General features: G+C 70.8%; 20 protein-coding genes. 14 read left to right on the forward strand and 6 right to left on the reverse strand.

Going from position 1 to position 17,093, the window contains the following annotated elements; all coding sequences use genetic code 11:
• Positions 1-30: 30 nt before the first annotated feature.
• The 9 genes from AWQ68_RS32810 to AWQ68_RS41510 are packed head-to-tail and all read left to right on the forward strand — an operon-like array spanning position 31 to position 7,404.
• Positions 31-465 (forward strand): hypothetical protein, encoded by a 435-nt coding sequence (locus AWQ68_RS32810; RefSeq protein WP_157546049.1) that lies wholly within the window; start codon positions 31-33, stop codon positions 463-465.
• On the forward strand, positions 462-1,373 hold the full coding sequence (locus AWQ68_RS32815; protein ID WP_066948144.1) for an LLM class oxidoreductase: 912 nt from the start codon (positions 462-464) through the stop codon (positions 1,371-1,373). The genes AWQ68_RS32810 and AWQ68_RS32815 overlap by 4 nt, the downstream gene beginning before the upstream one ends.
• Before the next feature lie 39 nt (positions 1,374-1,412).
• A complete protein-coding gene (locus tag AWQ68_RS32820; RefSeq protein WP_066948147.1) occupies positions 1,413-2,699 on the forward strand; it encodes a V-type ATPase 116kDa subunit family protein in 1,287 nt (428 codons plus the stop codon).
• Complete coding sequence (locus AWQ68_RS32825; RefSeq protein ID WP_084464656.1) at positions 2,663-3,007, forward strand: ATP synthase subunit C; 345 nt, start codon at positions 2,663-2,665, stop codon at positions 3,005-3,007. The genes AWQ68_RS32820 and AWQ68_RS32825 overlap by 37 nt, the downstream gene beginning before the upstream one ends.
• Before the next feature lie 6 nt (positions 3,008-3,013).
• Entirely contained in the window at positions 3,014-3,226 is a 213-nt protein-coding gene (locus tag AWQ68_RS32830; protein WP_066948150.1) for a V-type proton ATPase subunit F family protein, read from the forward strand.
• The gene (locus tag AWQ68_RS32835; protein WP_066948154.1) at positions 3,223-3,735 is read left to right on the forward strand and encodes a hypothetical protein; all 513 of its coding nucleotides are present in this window, start codon (positions 3,223-3,225) and stop codon (positions 3,733-3,735) included. Before AWQ68_RS32830 ends, AWQ68_RS32835 begins: the two co-directional genes overlap by 4 nt.
• Positions 3,723-5,399, forward strand: coding sequence for a V-type ATP synthase subunit A (locus AWQ68_RS32840; protein ID WP_066948158.1), 1,677 nt, complete (start codon positions 3,723-3,725; stop codon positions 5,397-5,399). Before AWQ68_RS32835 ends, AWQ68_RS32840 begins: the two co-directional genes overlap by 13 nt.
• Entirely contained in the window at positions 5,396-6,769 is a 1,374-nt protein-coding gene (locus AWQ68_RS32845) for a V-type ATP synthase subunit B (RefSeq protein ID WP_066948161.1), read from the forward strand. The genes AWQ68_RS32840 and AWQ68_RS32845 overlap by 4 nt, the downstream gene beginning before the upstream one ends.
• Positions 6,766-7,404: a V-type ATP synthase subunit D gene (locus tag AWQ68_RS41510; protein WP_169809032.1), complete on the forward strand. Its 639-nt coding sequence runs from the start codon at positions 6,766-6,768 to the stop codon at positions 7,402-7,404. Before AWQ68_RS32845 ends, AWQ68_RS41510 begins: the two co-directional genes overlap by 4 nt.
• Before the next feature lie 224 nt (positions 7,405-7,628).
• On the opposite strand, the gene AWQ68_RS46285 is transcribed toward AWQ68_RS41510, so the two are convergent.
• Together AWQ68_RS46285 and AWQ68_RS41515 are read right to left on the reverse strand one after the other, a co-directional pair.
• Complete coding sequence (locus AWQ68_RS46285; protein WP_373281567.1) at positions 7,629-7,883, reverse strand: DUF1540 domain-containing protein; 255 nt, start codon at positions 7,881-7,883, stop codon at positions 7,629-7,631.
• A 150-nt stretch (positions 7,884-8,033) separates the two neighbouring features.
• Complete coding sequence (locus AWQ68_RS41515) at positions 8,034-8,210, reverse strand: CBS domain-containing protein (protein WP_245656339.1); 177 nt, start codon at positions 8,208-8,210, stop codon at positions 8,034-8,036.
• Between the two features lie 751 nt (positions 8,211-8,961).
• Here AWQ68_RS41515 and AWQ68_RS46290 point away from each other — a divergent pair.
• Entirely contained in the window at positions 8,962-9,336 is a 375-nt protein-coding gene (locus tag AWQ68_RS46290; protein WP_084464659.1) for a DUF4158 domain-containing protein, read from the forward strand.
• A gap of 10 nt (positions 9,337-9,346) precedes the next feature.
• On the opposite strand, the gene AWQ68_RS32860 is transcribed toward AWQ68_RS46290, so the two are convergent.
• Positions 9,347-10,231: a universal stress protein gene (locus AWQ68_RS32860; RefSeq protein ID WP_066948167.1), complete on the reverse strand. Its 885-nt coding sequence runs from the start codon at positions 10,229-10,231 to the stop codon at positions 9,347-9,349.
• 520 nt (positions 10,232-10,751) lie between these two features.
• Here AWQ68_RS32860 and AWQ68_RS32865 point away from each other — a divergent pair.
• Both AWQ68_RS32865 and AWQ68_RS32870 read left to right on the forward strand, forming a co-directional pair.
• Complete coding sequence (locus AWQ68_RS32865) at positions 10,752-11,426, forward strand: hypothetical protein (protein WP_066948170.1); 675 nt, start codon at positions 10,752-10,754, stop codon at positions 11,424-11,426.
• A 165-nt stretch (positions 11,427-11,591) separates the two neighbouring features.
• Complete coding sequence (locus AWQ68_RS32870) at positions 11,592-12,275, forward strand: CBS domain-containing protein (protein WP_066948281.1); 684 nt, start codon at positions 11,592-11,594, stop codon at positions 12,273-12,275.
• A 207-nt stretch (positions 12,276-12,482) separates the two neighbouring features.
• Here the strand turns inward: AWQ68_RS32870 and AWQ68_RS32875 are convergent, their stop codons facing one another.
• Positions 12,483-13,553: a hypothetical protein gene (locus AWQ68_RS32875; RefSeq protein ID WP_084464661.1), complete on the reverse strand. Its 1,071-nt coding sequence runs from the start codon at positions 13,551-13,553 to the stop codon at positions 12,483-12,485.
• A 255-nt stretch (positions 13,554-13,808) separates the two neighbouring features.
• Between AWQ68_RS32875 and AWQ68_RS42990 the strand changes: the two genes are divergently transcribed.
• Positions 13,809-13,955, forward strand: a complete 147-nt coding sequence (locus tag AWQ68_RS42990) for a hypothetical protein (RefSeq protein WP_169809030.1) — start codon at positions 13,809-13,811, stop codon at positions 13,953-13,955.
• 1 nt (position 13,956) lies between these two features.
• Here the strand turns inward: AWQ68_RS42990 and AWQ68_RS32880 are convergent, their stop codons facing one another.
• A complete protein-coding gene (locus AWQ68_RS32880) occupies positions 13,957-14,718 on the reverse strand; it encodes an AraC family transcriptional regulator (RefSeq protein ID WP_066948173.1) in 762 nt (253 codons plus the stop codon).
• An 86-nt stretch (positions 14,719-14,804) separates the two neighbouring features.
• Between AWQ68_RS32880 and AWQ68_RS32885 the strand changes: the two genes are divergently transcribed.
• Positions 14,805-15,629, forward strand: coding sequence for a sulfite exporter TauE/SafE family protein (locus AWQ68_RS32885; protein WP_066948287.1), 825 nt, complete (start codon positions 14,805-14,807; stop codon positions 15,627-15,629).
• 156 nt (positions 15,630-15,785) lie between these two features.
• Here AWQ68_RS32885 and AWQ68_RS32890 read toward each other — a convergent pair whose 3' ends face one another.
• A complete protein-coding gene (locus AWQ68_RS32890; RefSeq protein ID WP_218007130.1) occupies positions 15,786-16,901 on the reverse strand; it encodes a MerR family transcriptional regulator in 1,116 nt (371 codons plus the stop codon).
• Between the last annotated feature and the right edge of the window lie 192 nt (positions 16,902-17,093).

Below are 17,093 nucleotides of genomic sequence, written 5' to 3' on the forward strand. Positions count from 1 at the left end.
TACATGCGACCGGCGTCGACGGAGGTGACGATGGCCCGACTGAGTGATTTCCTGCAGCGGTTCCGCCCTGCCGTGGTACCGGGCGCGGCGGCGCCGTCCGCGGTTCCGGCCGACTATGCCGCGGACCGGAGCCCCGAGCTCGACGTGGTCTTCTCCGCCCTCGCAGAGGTGCGGTCCGCGTGCGCCGCCGAGCGCTCGCGAGCGGAGCAGCGCGCCGAGGAGATACGGGAACAGGCCCGCGTCCAAGCCGCCGTTGTCATCTCGGCGGCCCGGCGGGCGGCCGCGACCGAGAAAGCGCGGGCCTCGGCCGCCGCACTGCGGGAGGCCGACGAGGAGAGCCGGGCCGCCACCCGCGCCGCAGAGCGCGCCGCGAGCGATGTCCGCGCGCGGGCCGAAGCCCGGATGCCGGACGAGGTGGCGCGAATCGTCGCCCAGGTGAAGGCGCTGGCCGGTGATCCATCATGACCGCCGCCTGGGTCGCCGGTTCGACGCGGGCCAGAGCCCTGGCCCGCCGGAGGGTGGGCCGGGCCGCCGCCCGCCGGGTCGCGGCCTGCCGCTCGGCCGACGAGGCGGTGGCCGTCCTGGCCGACACCCCCTACGGGCACGACGTACGGCGCGGCCAGAGCCTGGCCCAGGCCCAGTGGGCGGTGCTCGCCACGCTGCTGTGGCATCTGCGCGTGCTCGCCGGATGGCTTCCCCGGGAGGGCGGGCAGGCGATCCGCGTCCTGGTCCGGTGGTTCGAGATCGCCAACGTGGACGAACTCATGTGCCGGCTGTCCGGTGTGCCCGCCGACCCCGAGTTCGTCCTCGGTTCGGCGGGTACGGCATGGCCGCGTCTGCGGCGGAGCGCGTCGCTCGCCGAGCTCCGGACCACGCTGGCCGCCTCCGCGTGGGGGGACCCGGGCGGCGCGGGCCGCCGGGAGATCCAGCTCGGCATGCGCGTCGCCTGGGCCGGGCGTGTCGCCGACGCGATGCCCACCGCCGGCGCGTGGGTCCTGGGTGCAACGGCGCTGCTGGCCGCCCGCGAGCGGTATGCCGAGGCACGTGACCTGCCGGCCGGGATCCGGGAGCGCTGCCGTGCTCTGCTCGGCGTCGGGGCCGTCGAGGCTGCCTCGCTCCCGGAGATGGCCGAGCGTCTGGCCCCGCCCGCCCGCTGGGTGCTGCGCGACATCGACCATCCCCGGCAGCTATGGGAGGGCGAGGAGCGCTGGTGGACGAGGGTGGAGGAGGACGGCCGCGACCTGCTGGCCGGCTCGGGGTTCTCCATGGGCCCTGTCCTGGGAGCCGTCGCCGTTCTCGCCGCGGATGCCCGGCGGGTCCGCGCCGCGCTCGAACTCGCCGCGCGAGGTGGTGACGGCGATGCCCCTGTCTGACCTGTCGGGGCGGCGGGGCCCGCGGACGCGGCGGCGATCATGAGCTGGCGCGACGCTCTGCGTCCGGTACGCATGGAGCGGGTCGCGATCGCGGCCCCCGTGGACTCCTTGAGCGAGGTGCTCGCCCAGGTGGCGGACGCGGGAGCGGTGGAGTTCGCCACGCCGCCGGACGCGTCGCCGGAGGCCGTGACGAAAGAGGCCGCGGTCCGCGACGGCGTCGCGGCGCTCGCCGGCTGGATGCCTGCCGAGGCCGTCCCCGAACTGTCGAAGCGGCTGGCCCCCGCAGGCGGTGCCGTCGTCCCGATCGCCCGCCCGAGGGGGGTCGAGGCGCCGTCGCTGCTCCGGTCGCGGGGAGTGCGCGGCTCCCTGTCCCCGCTCGTCGCCACGTACGGGACCGTGCCGTACCCCGACATCGATCCCACGCCGCTCGCGGCGAGCGCGTACGTCCTGATGTTCGGCATGATGTTCGGCGACGTCGGGCACGGGGCGCTGCTGCTCGCTTCGGCGGCGGGGCTGTACTTCGGCCGTCCGCGATGGCTGGGCCGCTTCCGCCGGGCCTGGCCGTTCGCCGCCGGAGCCGGCCTGACGAGCGCGCTCTTCGGCCTGCTCTACGGCGAGTTCTTCGGCCCGACCGGCGTCGTCCCGGTGCTCTGGCTGGAACCGCTCTCCCATCCGGTCCCACTGCTGCTCGCCGCCATAGGCGCGGGCGCGCTACTCCTCGGCGCCGCGTACCTGCTCGGCATCGTGAACCGGTGGCGCGAAGGCGGTGTGCGGGTCGCGCTCTACTCCTCCTCGGGGATCGCGGGAGCGGCGGTTTTCATCGGGTTCGGGCTGGCGTTCGTCGGCTGGTACTCCGGACTGGATGATCTCGTGGTGGCCGGGGGCCTGATCGCAGCCGTGGGTCTCGTCCTGGCGTTCGCCGGGTTCCTGGCAGAGGCCGGCGGTGGCGCCGGCGGGACCGCCCAGGCCGCCATGCGGGTCTTCGACGTGGTCGTACGGCTGGGCGCGAACCTGGCGTCGTTCGCGCGGCTCGCCGCCTTCGGGCTCACCCACGCGGCCATCGGGTGGATCGTCTGGACCGGCGCAACCGCTCTGTGGCCTGGCCACCCCGTCGGCGCCGCGGTGGTCTTCGTCGTGGGAAACGCGCTCGCCCTCACGATCGAGGGGCTCGTGGTGGGCATCCAGGCCCTGCGCCTGGAGTACTACGAGCTGTTCTCCCGGCTCTTCCAGGTCGAGGGGCGTCCGTTCCGCCCCTGGCGCCCTCCGCCGACATCCAGGGAGGCGATGCCATGTCCGTCTGGATCAGACGAGGCCTGCACGCCGTGAACGCCACCATCGCGCTCGCCGCGCTCACACTTCTCGTCTGGGCGCTGACCGCCGGTGGCGCGCAGGGCGCCGTGGCCACCGCCCCGGCGACGGCATCCAGCGGAACAGCGCTGCTCGGCGCGGCGATCGCGGTCGCAGGCTCGGCGATCGGCGCCGGCATCGCCGTGGCCTACACGGGGGCCGCCGCCCTGGCCGCGATGAGCGAACGGCCGGAACTGTTCGGCCGGGCCATCGTCATCGTCGGCCTGGCCGAGGGCATCGCGATCTACGGGCTGGTCATCGGCATCATTCTCATCGGGCGGGCGTGACCGTTCATGGCGAGCATCGCGATCATCGGAGAGACCGTCCGCGTGGCCGGGTACGGCCTGGCGGGCGCGCTCGTCCTGCCCGCCGAGAACGCCGACGAGGTCCGTACGGCGTGGCGGGGTCTGGGGCCCGAGGTGGCCGTGGTGATCCTCACACCCGCGGCGGCCGCCTCCCTCGGCGACGCGAGCGGCGGGCCGCTGAGGGTGGTGATGCCGGTGTGACCGGGATCAGGGACGCGCTGGCGCCCGTTTCCGCGGCCCTGCTCAAGGGGGCACGGCTCGACGCGGACGCGACGCTCGCCGAGGCCGAGCACGACGCCGCGCGGACGTTGGCCGCCGCCCGGCGGACGGCGCAGGACATCATCGACGAGGCCCGCGAGAGCGGGACGGCTGACGCCCGGGCTCGGGCGGACGCCGTACGGGCCCGGGCCAGGCGGCGCGCCCGCGGCATCGAGCTGGCCGCCCGGCGGGAGGCCCTGCTGGAGCTGCGCAGGCGCGCGATGGCGGCGGTTCTGGCGCTCCGGGACGACCCCTGCTATCCCCGCCTGGTCGAGCGCCTTCGCGAGCTGGCCCGCGAGTCGGGCGGCGACGACCTGATCGTGCGCGAGCATCCCGCCGGTGGCGTCGTGGGTGAAGGGCGGGGCCACCGCGTCGACTGCTCGCTCGGCGCGCTCGCGGACCGAGCCGTCGACGCGCTCGGAGCGGAGGCGGAACGGCTGTGGGCACGGTGACGAGGGTCAACGGGCCGCTGGTCGAGGTCGACGGTCTCGCCGGAGCGGCGATGTTCGAGCTGGTCGATCTGGGGCCCCACCGGCTGCCCGGCGAGGTCGTCTCCCTGCGCGGCGGCCGGGCCACCGTCCAGGCCTACGAGTACACCGGTGGGCTGGCTCCCGGCCATCCCGCCGAGCGCCGGGGAGCACCCCTGTCGGCCCTGCTCGGACCGCACCTGCTCGGCGGGGTGTTCGACGGCCTGCTCCGCCCCCTCAGCGGCGCGGGCCTGTGGCTTGACCCGGCCGCGCCGCGCCCGATGGGCGCCGACCGTTCCTGGCGGTTCACCCCACTGGTCGAGCAGCGTGCCCTGACGGGGAGAGGAACGGCCATCGGCCGTGTCGAGAGCGGCACGTCGCTCCCCTACCTGGTGCTGTCGCCGGGCGGCGAAGTCTCCGCGATCCGGGGGGCGGGCCCCTGCTCGGCCCGGGCCCCGGTCGCGGTCGTCGGTGGCGTCGAGGTCACCCTGGAAAGTGAGCGGCCGGTACGGCAGGCGCTGCCGTACTCCGCGCGTCTCGACGAGGTGGTCCCCCTCACGACCGGTCAGCGGGTGATCGATCTGCTCCTGCCGGTCTCCCTCGGCGGCACGGTGGCCGTTCCCGGCGGGTTCGGCACCGGCAAGACCGTGCTCCTCCAGCAGATCGCGAAATGGTGCGACGCGGACGTGGTGGTGTACATCGGCTGCGGGGAGCGTGGCAACGAGATGGCCGACGTCGTCGCCGAGCTGGCCCGGCTGTCCGACCCGCGGACCGGAGGGCGGCTCGCGGACCGGACCGTGGTGATCGCCAACACCTCCAACATGCCGATGATGGCCCGGGAGTCCAGCATCTACACCGGCGTCACGGTCGCCGAGCACTTCCGGGACATGGGCTACGACGCGGTGGTCATCGCGGACTCGACGTCCCGGTGGGCGGAGGCCCGGCGTGAGCTCGGCTCCCGCAGCGGAGCGCTTCCCGTCGAGGAAGGGTATCCCGCCGATCTCGCCTCCGCGCTGGCGGCCTTCTACGAGAGGGCGGGCCGCGTCACCACGCTCGGCGGCGACACCGGCTCGGTGACGATCATCGGTGCCGTCTCGCCGCCCGGAGGCGACATGACGGAGCCGGTCACCACGCTCACCCAGCGGTTCGTACGGTCCCAGTGGACGCTCGACCGCGACCTCGCCTACGCGCGCCACTATCCCGCGGTGTCCTGGAGCGGCTCCTTCGCCCGTGACGCCGACGCGCTGATGGCCGGGACCCCGGAGGGCGCGGCGCGACGGGCGCGGATGGCGGGGCTGCTGGCCGAGGCGGACCGCCTGTCCACGCTGGCCGAGCTGGTCGGGACCGGGACGCTCCCTCCGCACGAACGCGTGGTCCTGCTCGGCGGCCGGCTGGTCCGCGAGGGCTTCCTCCAGCAGAGCGCGCTCAGTCCCGCCGACGCCTACAGCCGGGCCGAGCGCACGGCCGCGCTCGCCGACGCTCTTCTCGTAGTTGTGGACGGTTGCCAGGCCCTGGTCGAGCGCGGGGTGCCGGTGGCTTCTATCGAGGCCCGCGACTTCTCCCCCGTGCTGCGTGCGAAGGACGCGCCCGAGGAGGAGATCCCCGCGCGGCGTGACGCCGTACTGGGCGAGCTGAAGGAGGCGCGGTGACGTCCTGGGCTCCGGTGGAGTACACCGACGTGGCGGAGCTGCGCGGCCCGCTGATCGTGGTCCGGGGCGTGCGCGGCGTCGGCTGGGACGAGTACGCGTCGATCGAGCTGGAGACGGGGCAGCGCAGGCACGGCCTGGTCCTGGAGGCCGACCGCGACCTGGCCGTCGTCCAGGTGTTCGAAGGGACCGCGGGGCTGCGGGCCGAGGGCACCCGTGTGACCTTCGCCGGGTGCCCGCTCCGAATCCCGGTGGGCGCGGGCTGGCTGGGCAGGGTGTGCGACGGGCGCGGCCGGCCGCTGGACGGCGGGCCGCCCGTCTTCGGCACGGCCGACGCCGCGGTGACGGGCTTCCCACTCAACCCGACCCGGCGCGAGCCTCCCTCCGAGCCCGTGCTCACCGGAGTGTCCGTCATAGACGCCCTCACCACGCTGGTCCGCGGGCAGAAGATCGCCGTGTTCTCCTCCGGCGGCCTGCCCCATCTGGAGCTCGCCGCGCAGATCGCCGCGCAGGCCAATGCCGGCGGCACGCCGTTCAGCGTGGTCTTCGCCGCCATCGGCCTGACCCACGCCGACGCGGCGACCGTACGGGACACCCTGGAGGAGCGTTCGGCGGCCGGGGAGCTGACGCTGCTGCTCAACCTCGCCGACGACCCGGTGATCGAGCGGGTGCTCACCCCGCGGCTCGCCCTGACCGTCGCCGAGCACCTCGCCTTCGTTCTGGGACGGCACGTCCTCGTGGTGCTGGCCGACATGACGAGCTACTGCGAGGCCCTGCGGGAGGTGTCCGCCGCGCGCGGTGAGATCCCGGCGCGGCGCGCGTACCCGGGCTATCTGTACAGCGACCTCGCCTCCCTGTACGAGCGGTGCGGGCGGGTGCCGGGCCTGCCCGGCTCGGTGACCGTGCTGCCGGTGCTCACCATGCCCGCGGGGGACATCACGCATCCGGTGCCGGACCTCACCGGATACATCACGGAGGGCCAGATCCTGCTGACCCGGGACGTCCCCGTCTATCCGCACATCGACCCGCTCTCCTCGCTGTCGAGGATGATGCGAGCAGGGGTCGGGCCCGGCAGGACCCGGCCCGAGCACATGGATCTGGCCGCCCAGATCCTCGCCGCGCTGGCCCGCGCCCGGCAGGCGGCGGAGCTCGCCGAGATCGTCGGTGAGGGCGCCCTCAGCGACACCGACCGCCGCTACCTCGCCATGGCGGACGCGTTCACGCGGCGGCTACTGGCCCAGCGGCCGGACGAGGCGCGTTCCCTCGACGAGACCTTCGATCGTGCGTGGGGGGTCGTGTCGGTGCTGCCCCGGCGGGAGCTGTCCATGCTGTCACCGGCGGCGCTCGACGCCGGATACGGGGAGGAGACGTGACGCTCAAGGTTCCGCCCGGGCGGGCCGGGCGTCTGTGGCTCCGGCACCGCCTCGCCGCTCTGCGGCGCGGGCTTGCCGTCCTCGACCGCAAGCGGCGCATCCTGCGGCAGGAGCGGGACCGTCTCATGCGGCTCGCTGCGCGTACCGGCGAGGAATGGGAGGCGGCGTGCCGGGAGGCCGACACCTGGCTGCTGCGCGCCTCGTTGCTGGGCGGCCGCCGAACGGTCCGGCTCGCCGGTGGCGGCCCTCTCGCCGAGGTGCGGGTGGAGTGGATCGACGCCATGGGGACGAGCTATCCGGGCAGGTCCGCCTTCCGCCCGCCCGCGCCGGTCGCGTCGCCTCCGCTCACGCTCACGGCGGCGCTCGTCCCGGCCAGGGAGGCCTGCCTCGCCGCCCTGCGCGCCGGGGTCGAGCACGCGGTGGCCGCGGAGGCCGCGCGGATCGTCACCGCGGAGGAGGCGATGACCGGCCGGCGGATCCGGGCGCTGCGCGACCTCCTCCTCCCCCGTCTCGAAGAGGCGCTGGCCGCCGTGGAACTGGCCCTCGACGAGATGGAACGGTCCGACGGCGCACGGGTCCGCCGCGCCCTGGCCGCCGCCGAGACTCGTGATCGCTCGGGTCCCGCTCAGCAATGACGTCGCTGCTCCCACCGACCTGCGGATTCACGGGCCATCCGGGGGCCGCTGTGCACGCTACCCAATTGGATCATTGGCCTGGGCCACCTGAGACCTGGCGATGCGTCGCCGTCGGCAGACGCCTGATCATCGCGATCGGCGAGGGCACAGACACGCGGTCACCGATCGGCGCGGCCACCGACGGCGTCGACTCGGCCGATCGAGCCCCTGCCGTCCATCTGTGGCTAAGCGGGCGCATACGTGAGGCAATCGGCGGCGTCCTGCGCGTATCCGACGACGATGCCAGAGGCCTGGCATTCGAGCTGGACGTTGTGCCGGCAATCGGACATCTTGCACGCGCCGACACGGCCGGTGACGGATGGGTCGCCTCCCTTGGAGGGGACGCTGAAGAACGTGTCGCAGTGTGCGTGCTGATTTGCCTGCCCGTCCGGCCCCCGTTCGAGTATCACGGCCTCCACCCCGGGAAGCGGTCGCCCCATGGAGCGTCAGATCAAGACGTTGATCGTCCCTGCTCCCGATGCGCTGCGCGCGAGGTTGCGGGCAGCGCATCGAGATGTGCGCCGCATTCCGTCTGCCGCCCGCGCGAGTGGACTGAGGCTCTTTCGTCGATTGCCATGGGGCCGGTGATATCAGTGGGAGGTTGCCGAGATGGCTTCCACCAACTCGCCGACCTTGTCCTCGGGCAGCTTCGCCGCGAGATCGGCCTGACTGATGATGCCGACCAGTTCCTCGTTCTCCAGCACCGGCAGCCGACGGATCTTGTGCTCGGCCATCTGGTGCAGGACCTCCTCGATGTCCGCGGGCACCGGAGCCCATCAGCTGCGAGATCTTCGATCCCTGGGCCTCGCGCCGGTTCCTGCTGCCGCCCCAGCGACCCGCACTCGCGGAGAACGCGGATTCTCCAGATCACGACCCCGGGAACAGAATCGGCGCTCGCCATGCTCTATTGAATAGCCGGTGTTCAGAGTTCCCCGGGTTACAGAACAATTTGATGTTGCCCTGCGGAGGTCGTTGGAGCCGCATCGGGCGTTGGCCGAGATGTCACCTGAACATCGGCTTTCCCGTCAGACGCTTTCGGGGGCCGGGCGAGGAGTCGAACCTCGCATGTAGGCGCCGGGGAGAAAGTCCCTCGGGTTCGCCTCACCCTGTTCGGGCAGTTACCGTATATCTACCGGCCCACGCCTTCGAACGGTTCGCGCCGCTTTTCAGGCGCATAGCATTCTGCATTGGTCAACGGAGCCCGATACCAGCGTATTCCTCGGCCCCTCCGCTCCTTAGGCCATGAAGACCGCATCCCAAGCAGCCCAGTCCGGTTGCCTCATCGGATCAGACGCCGTCGCCTGGTCGGCGTGCGGCGATGCCGCGAGAGGGCCCGCTGGTCGATCGACGCCGGTCCCTTTGTTCTGGAACTGGTGACGGGCGCACGCGCAAGGTCCGACAGACCCAGGACCCGCCACAGCCACTCACTTCCTGGCGCGAATTGTCCCGGTTTGAAAGCGCGGTTCACGGTCCAAGCATGCGGACGCCGGTTGGGGCTCGAGAGCCAGATTGTCATGCATGGCCCTCGGGGAGTATCCGAACGGCGAAGCGGAGCTGCGGGAGTTTCTGGCGGCGCGGGTGTGGTCGTCGTTGGAGGGTCCGCGCGCATTGTTCGACCGGGCTGTGGTGTGGCTGGTGAACAACCGGGTGTTGCTTCCCGGCGTGACGACGCTGGCCCGGAAGGTCGGTCGACGTCGGCGAAGACGGTCAGAATCTGCTGGTGGGCGGGGTGGTCGGGCAGCGCGGGAGGTGGTGCGGCCGGCTCGGTGTCGTCTTCGTCGGCGAGCAAGACGAGGGTCTTCAACGTCAGCCTCGGACCACCTACCGCGTACACCACCGCCGGCCGGTCGCAGTACACCTCGCGGAGGCACACGACGCCGGATGATCTTATAGCGGCTGATCATCACTCCCGCGCAGTCGACATCGCCTGAGGACCGCGCACGACAGCTACAGGCCCTTTCGCATAGTGGAGGACGGCGTGGCTGATCGAGCCGAGGCGGAGCCCAGGGAAACCGCCGCGCCCTCGGGCACCGACGACGAGGAGTTCCGCATCTCCGGAAGCGTCGGCCAGAACCGGCACAGGAGCGCCTTCGACCACCTGCTCGATGACTGGGACGTCGGGATACTGCGCCTTCCATCCCGCCAGGGACTCCGAGAGGAGCCTGGCACCTTCCTGTTCGACCGCCGTCGTGTCGTAGCGGGCGGCGCGCATCTCCTGTGGGTAAGCCGGGTGAGCCCAGGCGTGAATGGCGCGCAGGCCGACCGAGCATAGGGACGCCTCCTCGAACGCGAAACCCACGGCATCGACGGAGGCCTCAGAGCCGTCAATGCCGACGACGATCCCCGATCGGCCGGGTCGGGTATCGGATTCCTGGGGCACGATGACGACGGGACACGAGGCGTGTTCCGCCGCTTGGCGACTCACCGAGCCGAGCAGCAGCCGGGGAAAGCCCCCGATTCCATGCGGGCCCAGCACCAGCAGGGCGGCGTCGGCCGCCTCCTGAAGGAGCGTGGCGGGGATGGGGCCGATGCCGAGCCGACAACTGACATCGACGGATGCGAAGGTCCGGGCACGTTCCTCGGCGATCTCGAGGACCTCCAGTCCCGCAGCCTCTGGCCGTGGGGCCTCCAAGCCTGGTTCCTTGATCGCGATGCTGTACTCCCAGCGGACCGCGATATGCACGATGCGCAACGGCAGGCGTCTCCGTCCGGCTTCGGCGGCGGCCCAGTCCACGGCGCGTAGAGCTTGTGCCGATCCGTCCACGCCGACCACGATGGGCTTGCTCACAGGTCTGTCCTCCCATCTCGGCCACCGGACGTGATCGAGGCCCGGAGCCCTCCGCCGACGTTCTGTCCTCGCCCGGGCCTGGTCCGGTTCGACGGACATCCGAGACCAGAGGGTGTTCCCCAGAAGACGTCCGTCATGGAGAACACGAGGAAGAAGCCCTGTTCACGACGCTGGCACACCCAAGCAGGCCCTGCGGTCCGGTCGCCAGAGCGGCACACCGCGGCGCGCATGTTTCGAGTCGAGGGCCCGGGTAGGCGTTGGGGAAGGCCTCCCGATGAAAGGAAGGCCATGACGTTGACCGTTGGCTGCGTGCTGCTGTCGATGTTGCCTTCCGCCACGGCGAACTACGAGATCATCGGGCCTGTACACCGGCTGTTGTCCCATTACCGGGCGGACATGCGGGGCGCCTTCGGCCACCGCCCCAAGTGGGCTCGGAGGGCCAGATCGTCATCGGCGTCGGGACACCGATGAAGGTGTACATCGGGCACGAAAGGCTCACTATCGAGGGATTACCACAGTAATGATAGGGGTCTGGATCGACGCCTCAGACGACGACCCGCAAGAGAGGTACGGTCAGCGGCTCCGCGCATGGAGCCACGCCTTCGCCGCCGCGAGCGGCGAACCTCAGGCGGGCGGCATCACCTTGGACGCGTTGCACTACGCCGTCGCGGCCTGGGATTCGTCGGTGTCCAAACCGCCGTATGTCCGATTCAATCCACGGGTGCTGGATGCGACCTGCCATCGGTGGGAGGACACGTACATCGCCCTGGCGGCCGTCGAACTGGCTGCTCCACCACAGGTGCGGATCCCCGACGGATGGCTCGGCTGGCAGCAGGACAAATCAGGATTCCCCTGTATGGCCCCGCCGTACAACCAGAAGGCCGCACTGTGCACCCTCGAGCTTCGGACCCCCATCTCCGCAGATCGGCTACCGACCCCCACCCGACCGGAGGCCGACGGATTACCGAATCTCGCCGACGCCCAAGCGGCCCTGGAGGCGCTGATCCAGGAGATCAATACCGTTGTGGTGCCGTTCCTACTGGTTCTGGAGGGAAACACTGATCAAGCGCAAACGCAGATCGAGATCGAGATCGAGATCGACAAGACGGACTTCGAGGAGGCGGAGGCCGTGTTTCTAGCTATTCGCGCACGTTCGACGTCGATGGCGGGACCGCAGTTACGGTTTTGGAACTGAACGAGTTGCGCCCTGCGGCTGGAGACCGGCTCGCCGCATCGTTACCAGTCATGGCTTCGCCATAACCAATCGTCGGAAATGGGCCTGATCAGTCTGCTTCCTCGTCCTCGCTACGCGCGTGAGGCCACACGGCGGCGGGCTCGGCTGAACCGGAAGGAGTCGATCGTGCACAAGAAGGTACGTGACGTCATGACGCGTGAGGTGGCCTCCGTCAACGGCAGCACTCCGTTCAGGGATGTCGCCGAGGTGCTGATGACACACGGGGTGAGCGCGGTCCCCGTCGTGGACGGCGAAGGGCACGTCATCGGCGTGATCTCGGAGGCCGACCTGCTACACAAGGAGGAGTTCAGGGAGCAGTTCTACCAGGAGGGCTACCAACCGCCGCTCCGCGTGCGACTCCGCGAAGGCCTCGGCGGACGGGACGCGGCGGAGAAGGCCCGCGGACATACCGCGGCCGAACTGATGACCGCTCCCGCTGTCACGGTCAGGCCGTACACCAGCGTCGTGGGCGCCGCCCGGGTGATGAACCAGAAGGGCGTGAAGCGGCTGCCCGTCGTCGACGACGATGGACGGCTTGAGGGGATCGTCAGCCGGCACGACCTCCTCAAGGTCTTCGTACGCCGCGACGACGACATCGCCCGCGAAGTGCGCGACGAGATCGTCGACGGCGCCCTGTGGACGGACACCTCCGGCGTCCATGTCCTGGTGACCAACGGCATCGTGACGCTGGACGGCCGGATGGAACGTCACAGCGACGCACGGATCCTGGTACGGATGGCCGAGCGGGTCAACGGGGTCACGGAGGTCGTCGACAAACTGGGATGGGTGGAAGACGACCTTTCCGGCTGAGCCGACACCACCTCCACCACGGACGATGCTTCGTGCTGTCCAAGTGCCGCCGCCCGGCAGCCAATCCAGCGTGGTCCCGAGCCATCGGCTGTTCCCTTCCGCATGGCACTGATTCGGCTGACACGGCTCGAGGGCGGGAACATCGCAGACCTCCCATCCTGGGTGGCCACCGGGGTGGCTACCTGCGCAGGCGCTCACCGACGGCTTTCAGGCGAAGAGATTCGGCCAATTGCCGCCGCGAAGCCTTACGTCCGCGGCCACCTCTTTCACCGACCGGCCGTCGGTGTCGACGCGCAGATCACCTGACCCCGCGCGGTCGAGCGCCTTGGCCTCACGCGCCGCTCGTTCGGCGATACGGTGCAGGGCATCCGAGTCCAGCCCTCTCAGCTCGTCACCCGGTGTGGCCGGCCCGCCTCCCCGGCCACGCCGCCCGACGCGCTCGGACAGCGTTGCCGGCCCAGCGTGAAGACGACACACGGTCAATGCCATTCCGGGCAGCAGCTCGGCGTAGCCACGGACAGTGTCATCGGAGTCGGCCTCTCCGGAGACGATCAGGCACTGGGCACCCACCACGCGATATCCGGCCCAGATGGCCGCAAGGTTGCGCGCCTTGAGGCGATGACTGTCCACGTCGTCGTCCGCGACGGGACGCAGCGCGCCGATCTGCTTCACATCGACATAGGCGGCTCGCACGCCGGTCCGGTAGACCTGCATGAAGATCTCGTAGCCGACCGTCGACTTCCCGACCGCAGTAGCACCGCGGAGCCACAGCACGGGTACTGGCGTCGAAGTGGGTGCGGTATCCACCTGTGCTATCGGCGGGTGGCTCCGTCGGTCAACGAAGCCGAGGAACGTCGCGGCGGGGAGGGCGCCTGGCCATCCCCCAGCTCGCTCACGGATCAGCTGGGCTGTCTCGGACGCCGCCAAGCCATCGGTGTCCATGCACATGTCGGCGTAGTCGCTCCGATCCAGGGCCTCCGCTTCAGCGACCGCCTCCTCCACCAGTTCCGGACGCCACCCCCGCCCGATGAAACGTTCCTTGAGCTCAGCGCTGTCGACGCGCAGTCGGCACAACGTGAACGCGGCCTCGGGAAGAAGGGCTGTGTATTCACGAACCTCCTCGGGAGTGTCGACAAAGCCCGCAAGGACCAGACACTGCACCCCTTCCTGCCGAAAGTGCGGCCACATCGCGGCCAGATTCCGCGCTCGGACGTGATGCGTCATGCCCTCCGGCATGGGGTAACACAGGCTGATCTGGTCAGCGTCAACGAACGCCACCTTGACGCCACCGCGACTCAGCTGTGCAAACACTTCCCAGCCAGCCGAGGACTTCCCGACACCCGTAGGTCCCGACAGCCATAACAGAGGCAGAGGAACGTCACTCATCCACGCGACAGTAACGGGCTCCTGATGAAGCGAGCGAGCGCATTTCGCCGCGCGCAGCCCCGCGCCCACGACACCGCCGAAGACGTTGTCGAGGGGCCGAGAACATCCTGAGGTGGGAGGCGGACGGCCACCCGCACCACGACGTTGTTGCCGTTCCTCGTCCTGACCGGTCTCGGCACCGGTGTGGTGTCGCCGGTGCTGCCGGCCGTCGCGATCGCCTCCGTTGCGGCCGGTGTGGGGCAGAAACAGGATCACACATGGACGCGACCCGAGCGGAGCCAGGAAGGCGGCTGATCTATTTCGCGGCCAGCGCGGAAGGAGCGAATCCGAACGCGCGCGAGAAGGCCGCGGTGAACGACGCCGGCGAGGAGTAGCCCAGGCGGCTCGCGACCTGAGAGATCGTGGACGTGCGCAGCAGCGGCACCGAGGCGACAAGCCGAGCGCGCGTCCGCCAGGCGGCCGGACTGATGCCTGTCTCACGACGGAAGCGACGGGTGAAGGCGCGCTCGCTCATGACCAGGCGGCGCGCCCAGTCCTCGTTGGTGACCTGGACATCAGGGTCGGCGAGGTACTCGCGGCAGAGGTCCGTCAGGTCCGGCGACGAGGGCAGCCCGACGTGGAGCGGCACCGGGCTCAGGCGGGTGATCTCGTGCAGCAACAGTGCCGCGATCGCCCCCTCGCGGCCGGCGAGGTCGTACTCGGCCTCGAAGTCGACGGCGACGAGCAACAGCTCACGGAGAAGAGCCGTGACGTCGACGACGGTGCACACGTGGGGCCACCAGGGCACCGCGTCCGGCTCGATGTAGAGGCTGCGGGTGCTGACGTCGAGCATCCTGACGCGGTGGCGGGTGTCCGCCGGGATGAGGACGGCGCGGTCGGTCGGCACCGTCCACGTCCCGTCGTCGGTCTCGACGATCATCACGCCCGTGGCGCCGTACAGGAACTGCGCGCGCCGATGCCGATGCCAGTCGAGAACCTGTCCCGGGGCATAGTCCGTCCCGATGGGCAGCACGGCTCTCGCGACCTGATCGACGTCGGCGAGTTGAACGTTCCGCACACGCCCAGCGTAGTGGCTGACAATCGAAATATATGGACCGAGCTTCGATTGTCCGCCAGAAGCTGGCATTGCTTGACTCGTGGCTCGTGAGCGTCCTCGTGCTGGCCGGGATCGGCCTCCTCACCGGCCTGACCACCGTGCTGTTCGGATTCGGCGGCGGATTCGTCACCGTTCCGGTCATCGTGTGGGCCGACGCGCGTCTCGGCGCCGACGCGGCCCATGTCGCGGTCGCGACATCCGCCGTGGTCATGATCTTCAACGCGTGCGTCGCGACCGTCGCGACCGACCGCGCCGTCCTGAACCTGCTGCGCCGGAGCACGCCCCTGCTGGCCCTCCTCGCCGTCGGTGGCGCGATCGGCGCCCTCGCGAGCCGATGGACCCCCGCGTTCGTGACGCAGTGGGCCTTCATCGCCTACCTCGTCGCCACGATCGTCGACGTACTCGTGCGGCCCGGCTTCCTTCACCGCCGAGCGGAAAGCGCGGTCACGGGCTCCGGCCGCAGAGGGGAGACCGGTCGAATCCGTGCCGCGCTCGGCATTCCCATCGGCGCGACGGCGTCGTTCCTCGGTGTCGGGGGCAGCGTCATGACCGTTCCCCTGCTTCGCAGGCTGGGCCATGACATGCGCACGGCCACCACGCTGGCCAACCCGCTGACGCTCGCCGTCGCGACGCCGGCGCTCGTTCTCTTCGGCACGGAGAACGCAGGGAGCCCCGCGTCCGCGGGCGTCTTCCTCTATGGTCCGGTCGACCTCGGCGCCGCTGCGGTGCTCCTCGCCGGCGCCCTGCCGGTGATCGTCGTCATGCGCCGCCGTCCGCCGCGCGTCTCCGACAGGCTCCACGCATGGAGCTACCTGGCGCTTCTCATCCTCGTCACCGCCACGATGGCCGGCCTCTCCCTCGACGACGCCTGAGGGAGGCATCCCGAAGGCTTCGGGTGCGCCGGTGCACGGGGCCCGGGGGCCGGGGTGTGCCTGCGGTGCACGGGGACGTGCGGTCCGCTCACATGGAGGTTCTTCACCATCGCGGTGGTGGAGCGTCTCAAGGAGGAGCGCGCCCGCATCGACGGTTCAAGCTATGAGCAGGCGGAGGCCGAGATCTGCCGCGTCGAGGTCGGCGAGGTCGCTGTTGCGCTCGGCCCACCGGCCGGAGTCGAGGTCGTCGCTGAGGCTTCGCACCGCCCGCTGCTCGGCCTCCGGCCCGACCCTCGTCCACACCGACATCGCACGGCGCACGTGATCCTCCAGGTACGCCGCCGGTCGGCGCCAGTACGCCTCGAACAGGCCATCAGCGCAGTCCCACGGGATGGGCACCGGCTCAGCGCGGGCGCCGATCGCGTCGACCATCCCAGCAAGCGAGGGAAATTCTGCGAGGACGGCGGCGAACTCGGGCAGGTAGTCGCGGGTAAGCCAGAACCGGTCCTGCCATCCGGGCTCGTCGGTGTCGAACGTGAGCACCACCACGCGGTGGGCCACGCGCCGCATCTCGCGCAGCCCGGCTATCGGGTCCCCCCAGTGGTGAACGGTGGAGACGGCCATCGCGACGTCGAAGGACCGGTCCTCGAACGGCAGGCTCTCCGCGGCGGCGGCCACGCACGGCGCCGAGTCGGCAGGCCGCTGCCCCCGCATGACCGCCGATGGCTCCACCGCGGTCACGTCGCGATCAGCGGGCTCGTAGGAGCCGGTGCCGGCCCCGACGTTCAGCACCGTCTGCGCGTCCCCGAGCGCGTCCCAGATCTGCGCGGCGATCCGCGGCTCGGTACGCCGTGTCGCGGTGTAAGCGCCGCCGATCGCGTCGTACAGCCGTGCACCGAGCATCCCCAGTTGCTCCTCCGGTGTCACCTTCAGTCCCTTCGCCCGTGCCTCAAGTTCCCTGTCGATGGCCGCCACCATGGCATCAGCGCGATCACGCCGCTCCAGCAGCAGGCCGCGCAGTCGGCGCAGGTGCGCGACCACGTCGGTGGACGGGTCGCCGACCAGTTCCGCGACCTCCCGCAGCCCGAAGCCCAACCGCCGATAGGCCAGCACCTCCCGCAGCCGCTCCACGTCGTCCGCCGAATAGGCCCGGTACCCGGCCGCGGTCCGCGCCGACGGCCGAACGAGCCTGATCTCGTCATAGTGATGCAGCGTGCGGACGCTCACGCCGGCCAGCTCGGCCACGTGTCCCACGGTCCAGTGATCCTCCACGGCACCGACTATGCAGCCTGACGCCACGTGAGACTCAAGAGCCTCACTCACGGCGGCAACAGCCGAACGCGAAGCCGCGGTCCGAGGCGACTCCTGCAAGCCGGAGCGATGGTCTGGTGCAGAGAAGCGGGCGTGCTCGTGCGCCCGCCCGGCGATCCCGCACTGGTCAGTGCCCCGCCCGAGTAGCACTCG

The organism is Microtetraspora fusca, from assembly GCF_001570365.1.
GTDB lineage: Bacteria > Actinomycetota > Actinomycetes > Streptosporangiales > Streptosporangiaceae > Microtetraspora > Microtetraspora fusca.

Coding starts and splice junctions, on each gene's coding strand:
- AWQ68_RS32810 (WP_157546049.1), top strand. CDS start 31: ATGGCCCGACTGAGTGATTTCCTGCAGCGGTTCCGCCCTGCCGTGGTA.
- AWQ68_RS32815 (WP_066948144.1), top strand. CDS start 462: ATGACCGCCGCCTGGGTCGCCGGTTCGACGCGGGCCAGAGCCCTGGCC.
- AWQ68_RS32820 (WP_066948147.1), top strand. CDS start 1,413: ATGAGCTGGCGCGACGCTCTGCGTCCGGTACGCATGGAGCGGGTCGCG.
- AWQ68_RS32825 (WP_084464656.1), top strand. CDS start 2,663: ATGTCCGTCTGGATCAGACGAGGCCTGCACGCCGTGAACGCCACCATC.
- AWQ68_RS32830 (WP_066948150.1), top strand. CDS start 3,014: ATGGCGAGCATCGCGATCATCGGAGAGACCGTCCGCGTGGCCGGGTAC.
- AWQ68_RS46285 (WP_373281567.1), bottom strand. CDS start 7,883: ATGGGGCGACCGCTTCCCGGGGTGGAGGCCGTGATACTCGAACGGGGG.
- AWQ68_RS46290 (WP_084464659.1), top strand. CDS start 8,962: ATGGCCCTCGGGGAGTATCCGAACGGCGAAGCGGAGCTGCGGGAGTTT.
- AWQ68_RS32865 (WP_066948170.1), top strand. CDS start 10,752: ATGATAGGGGTCTGGATCGACGCCTCAGACGACGACCCGCAAGAGAGG.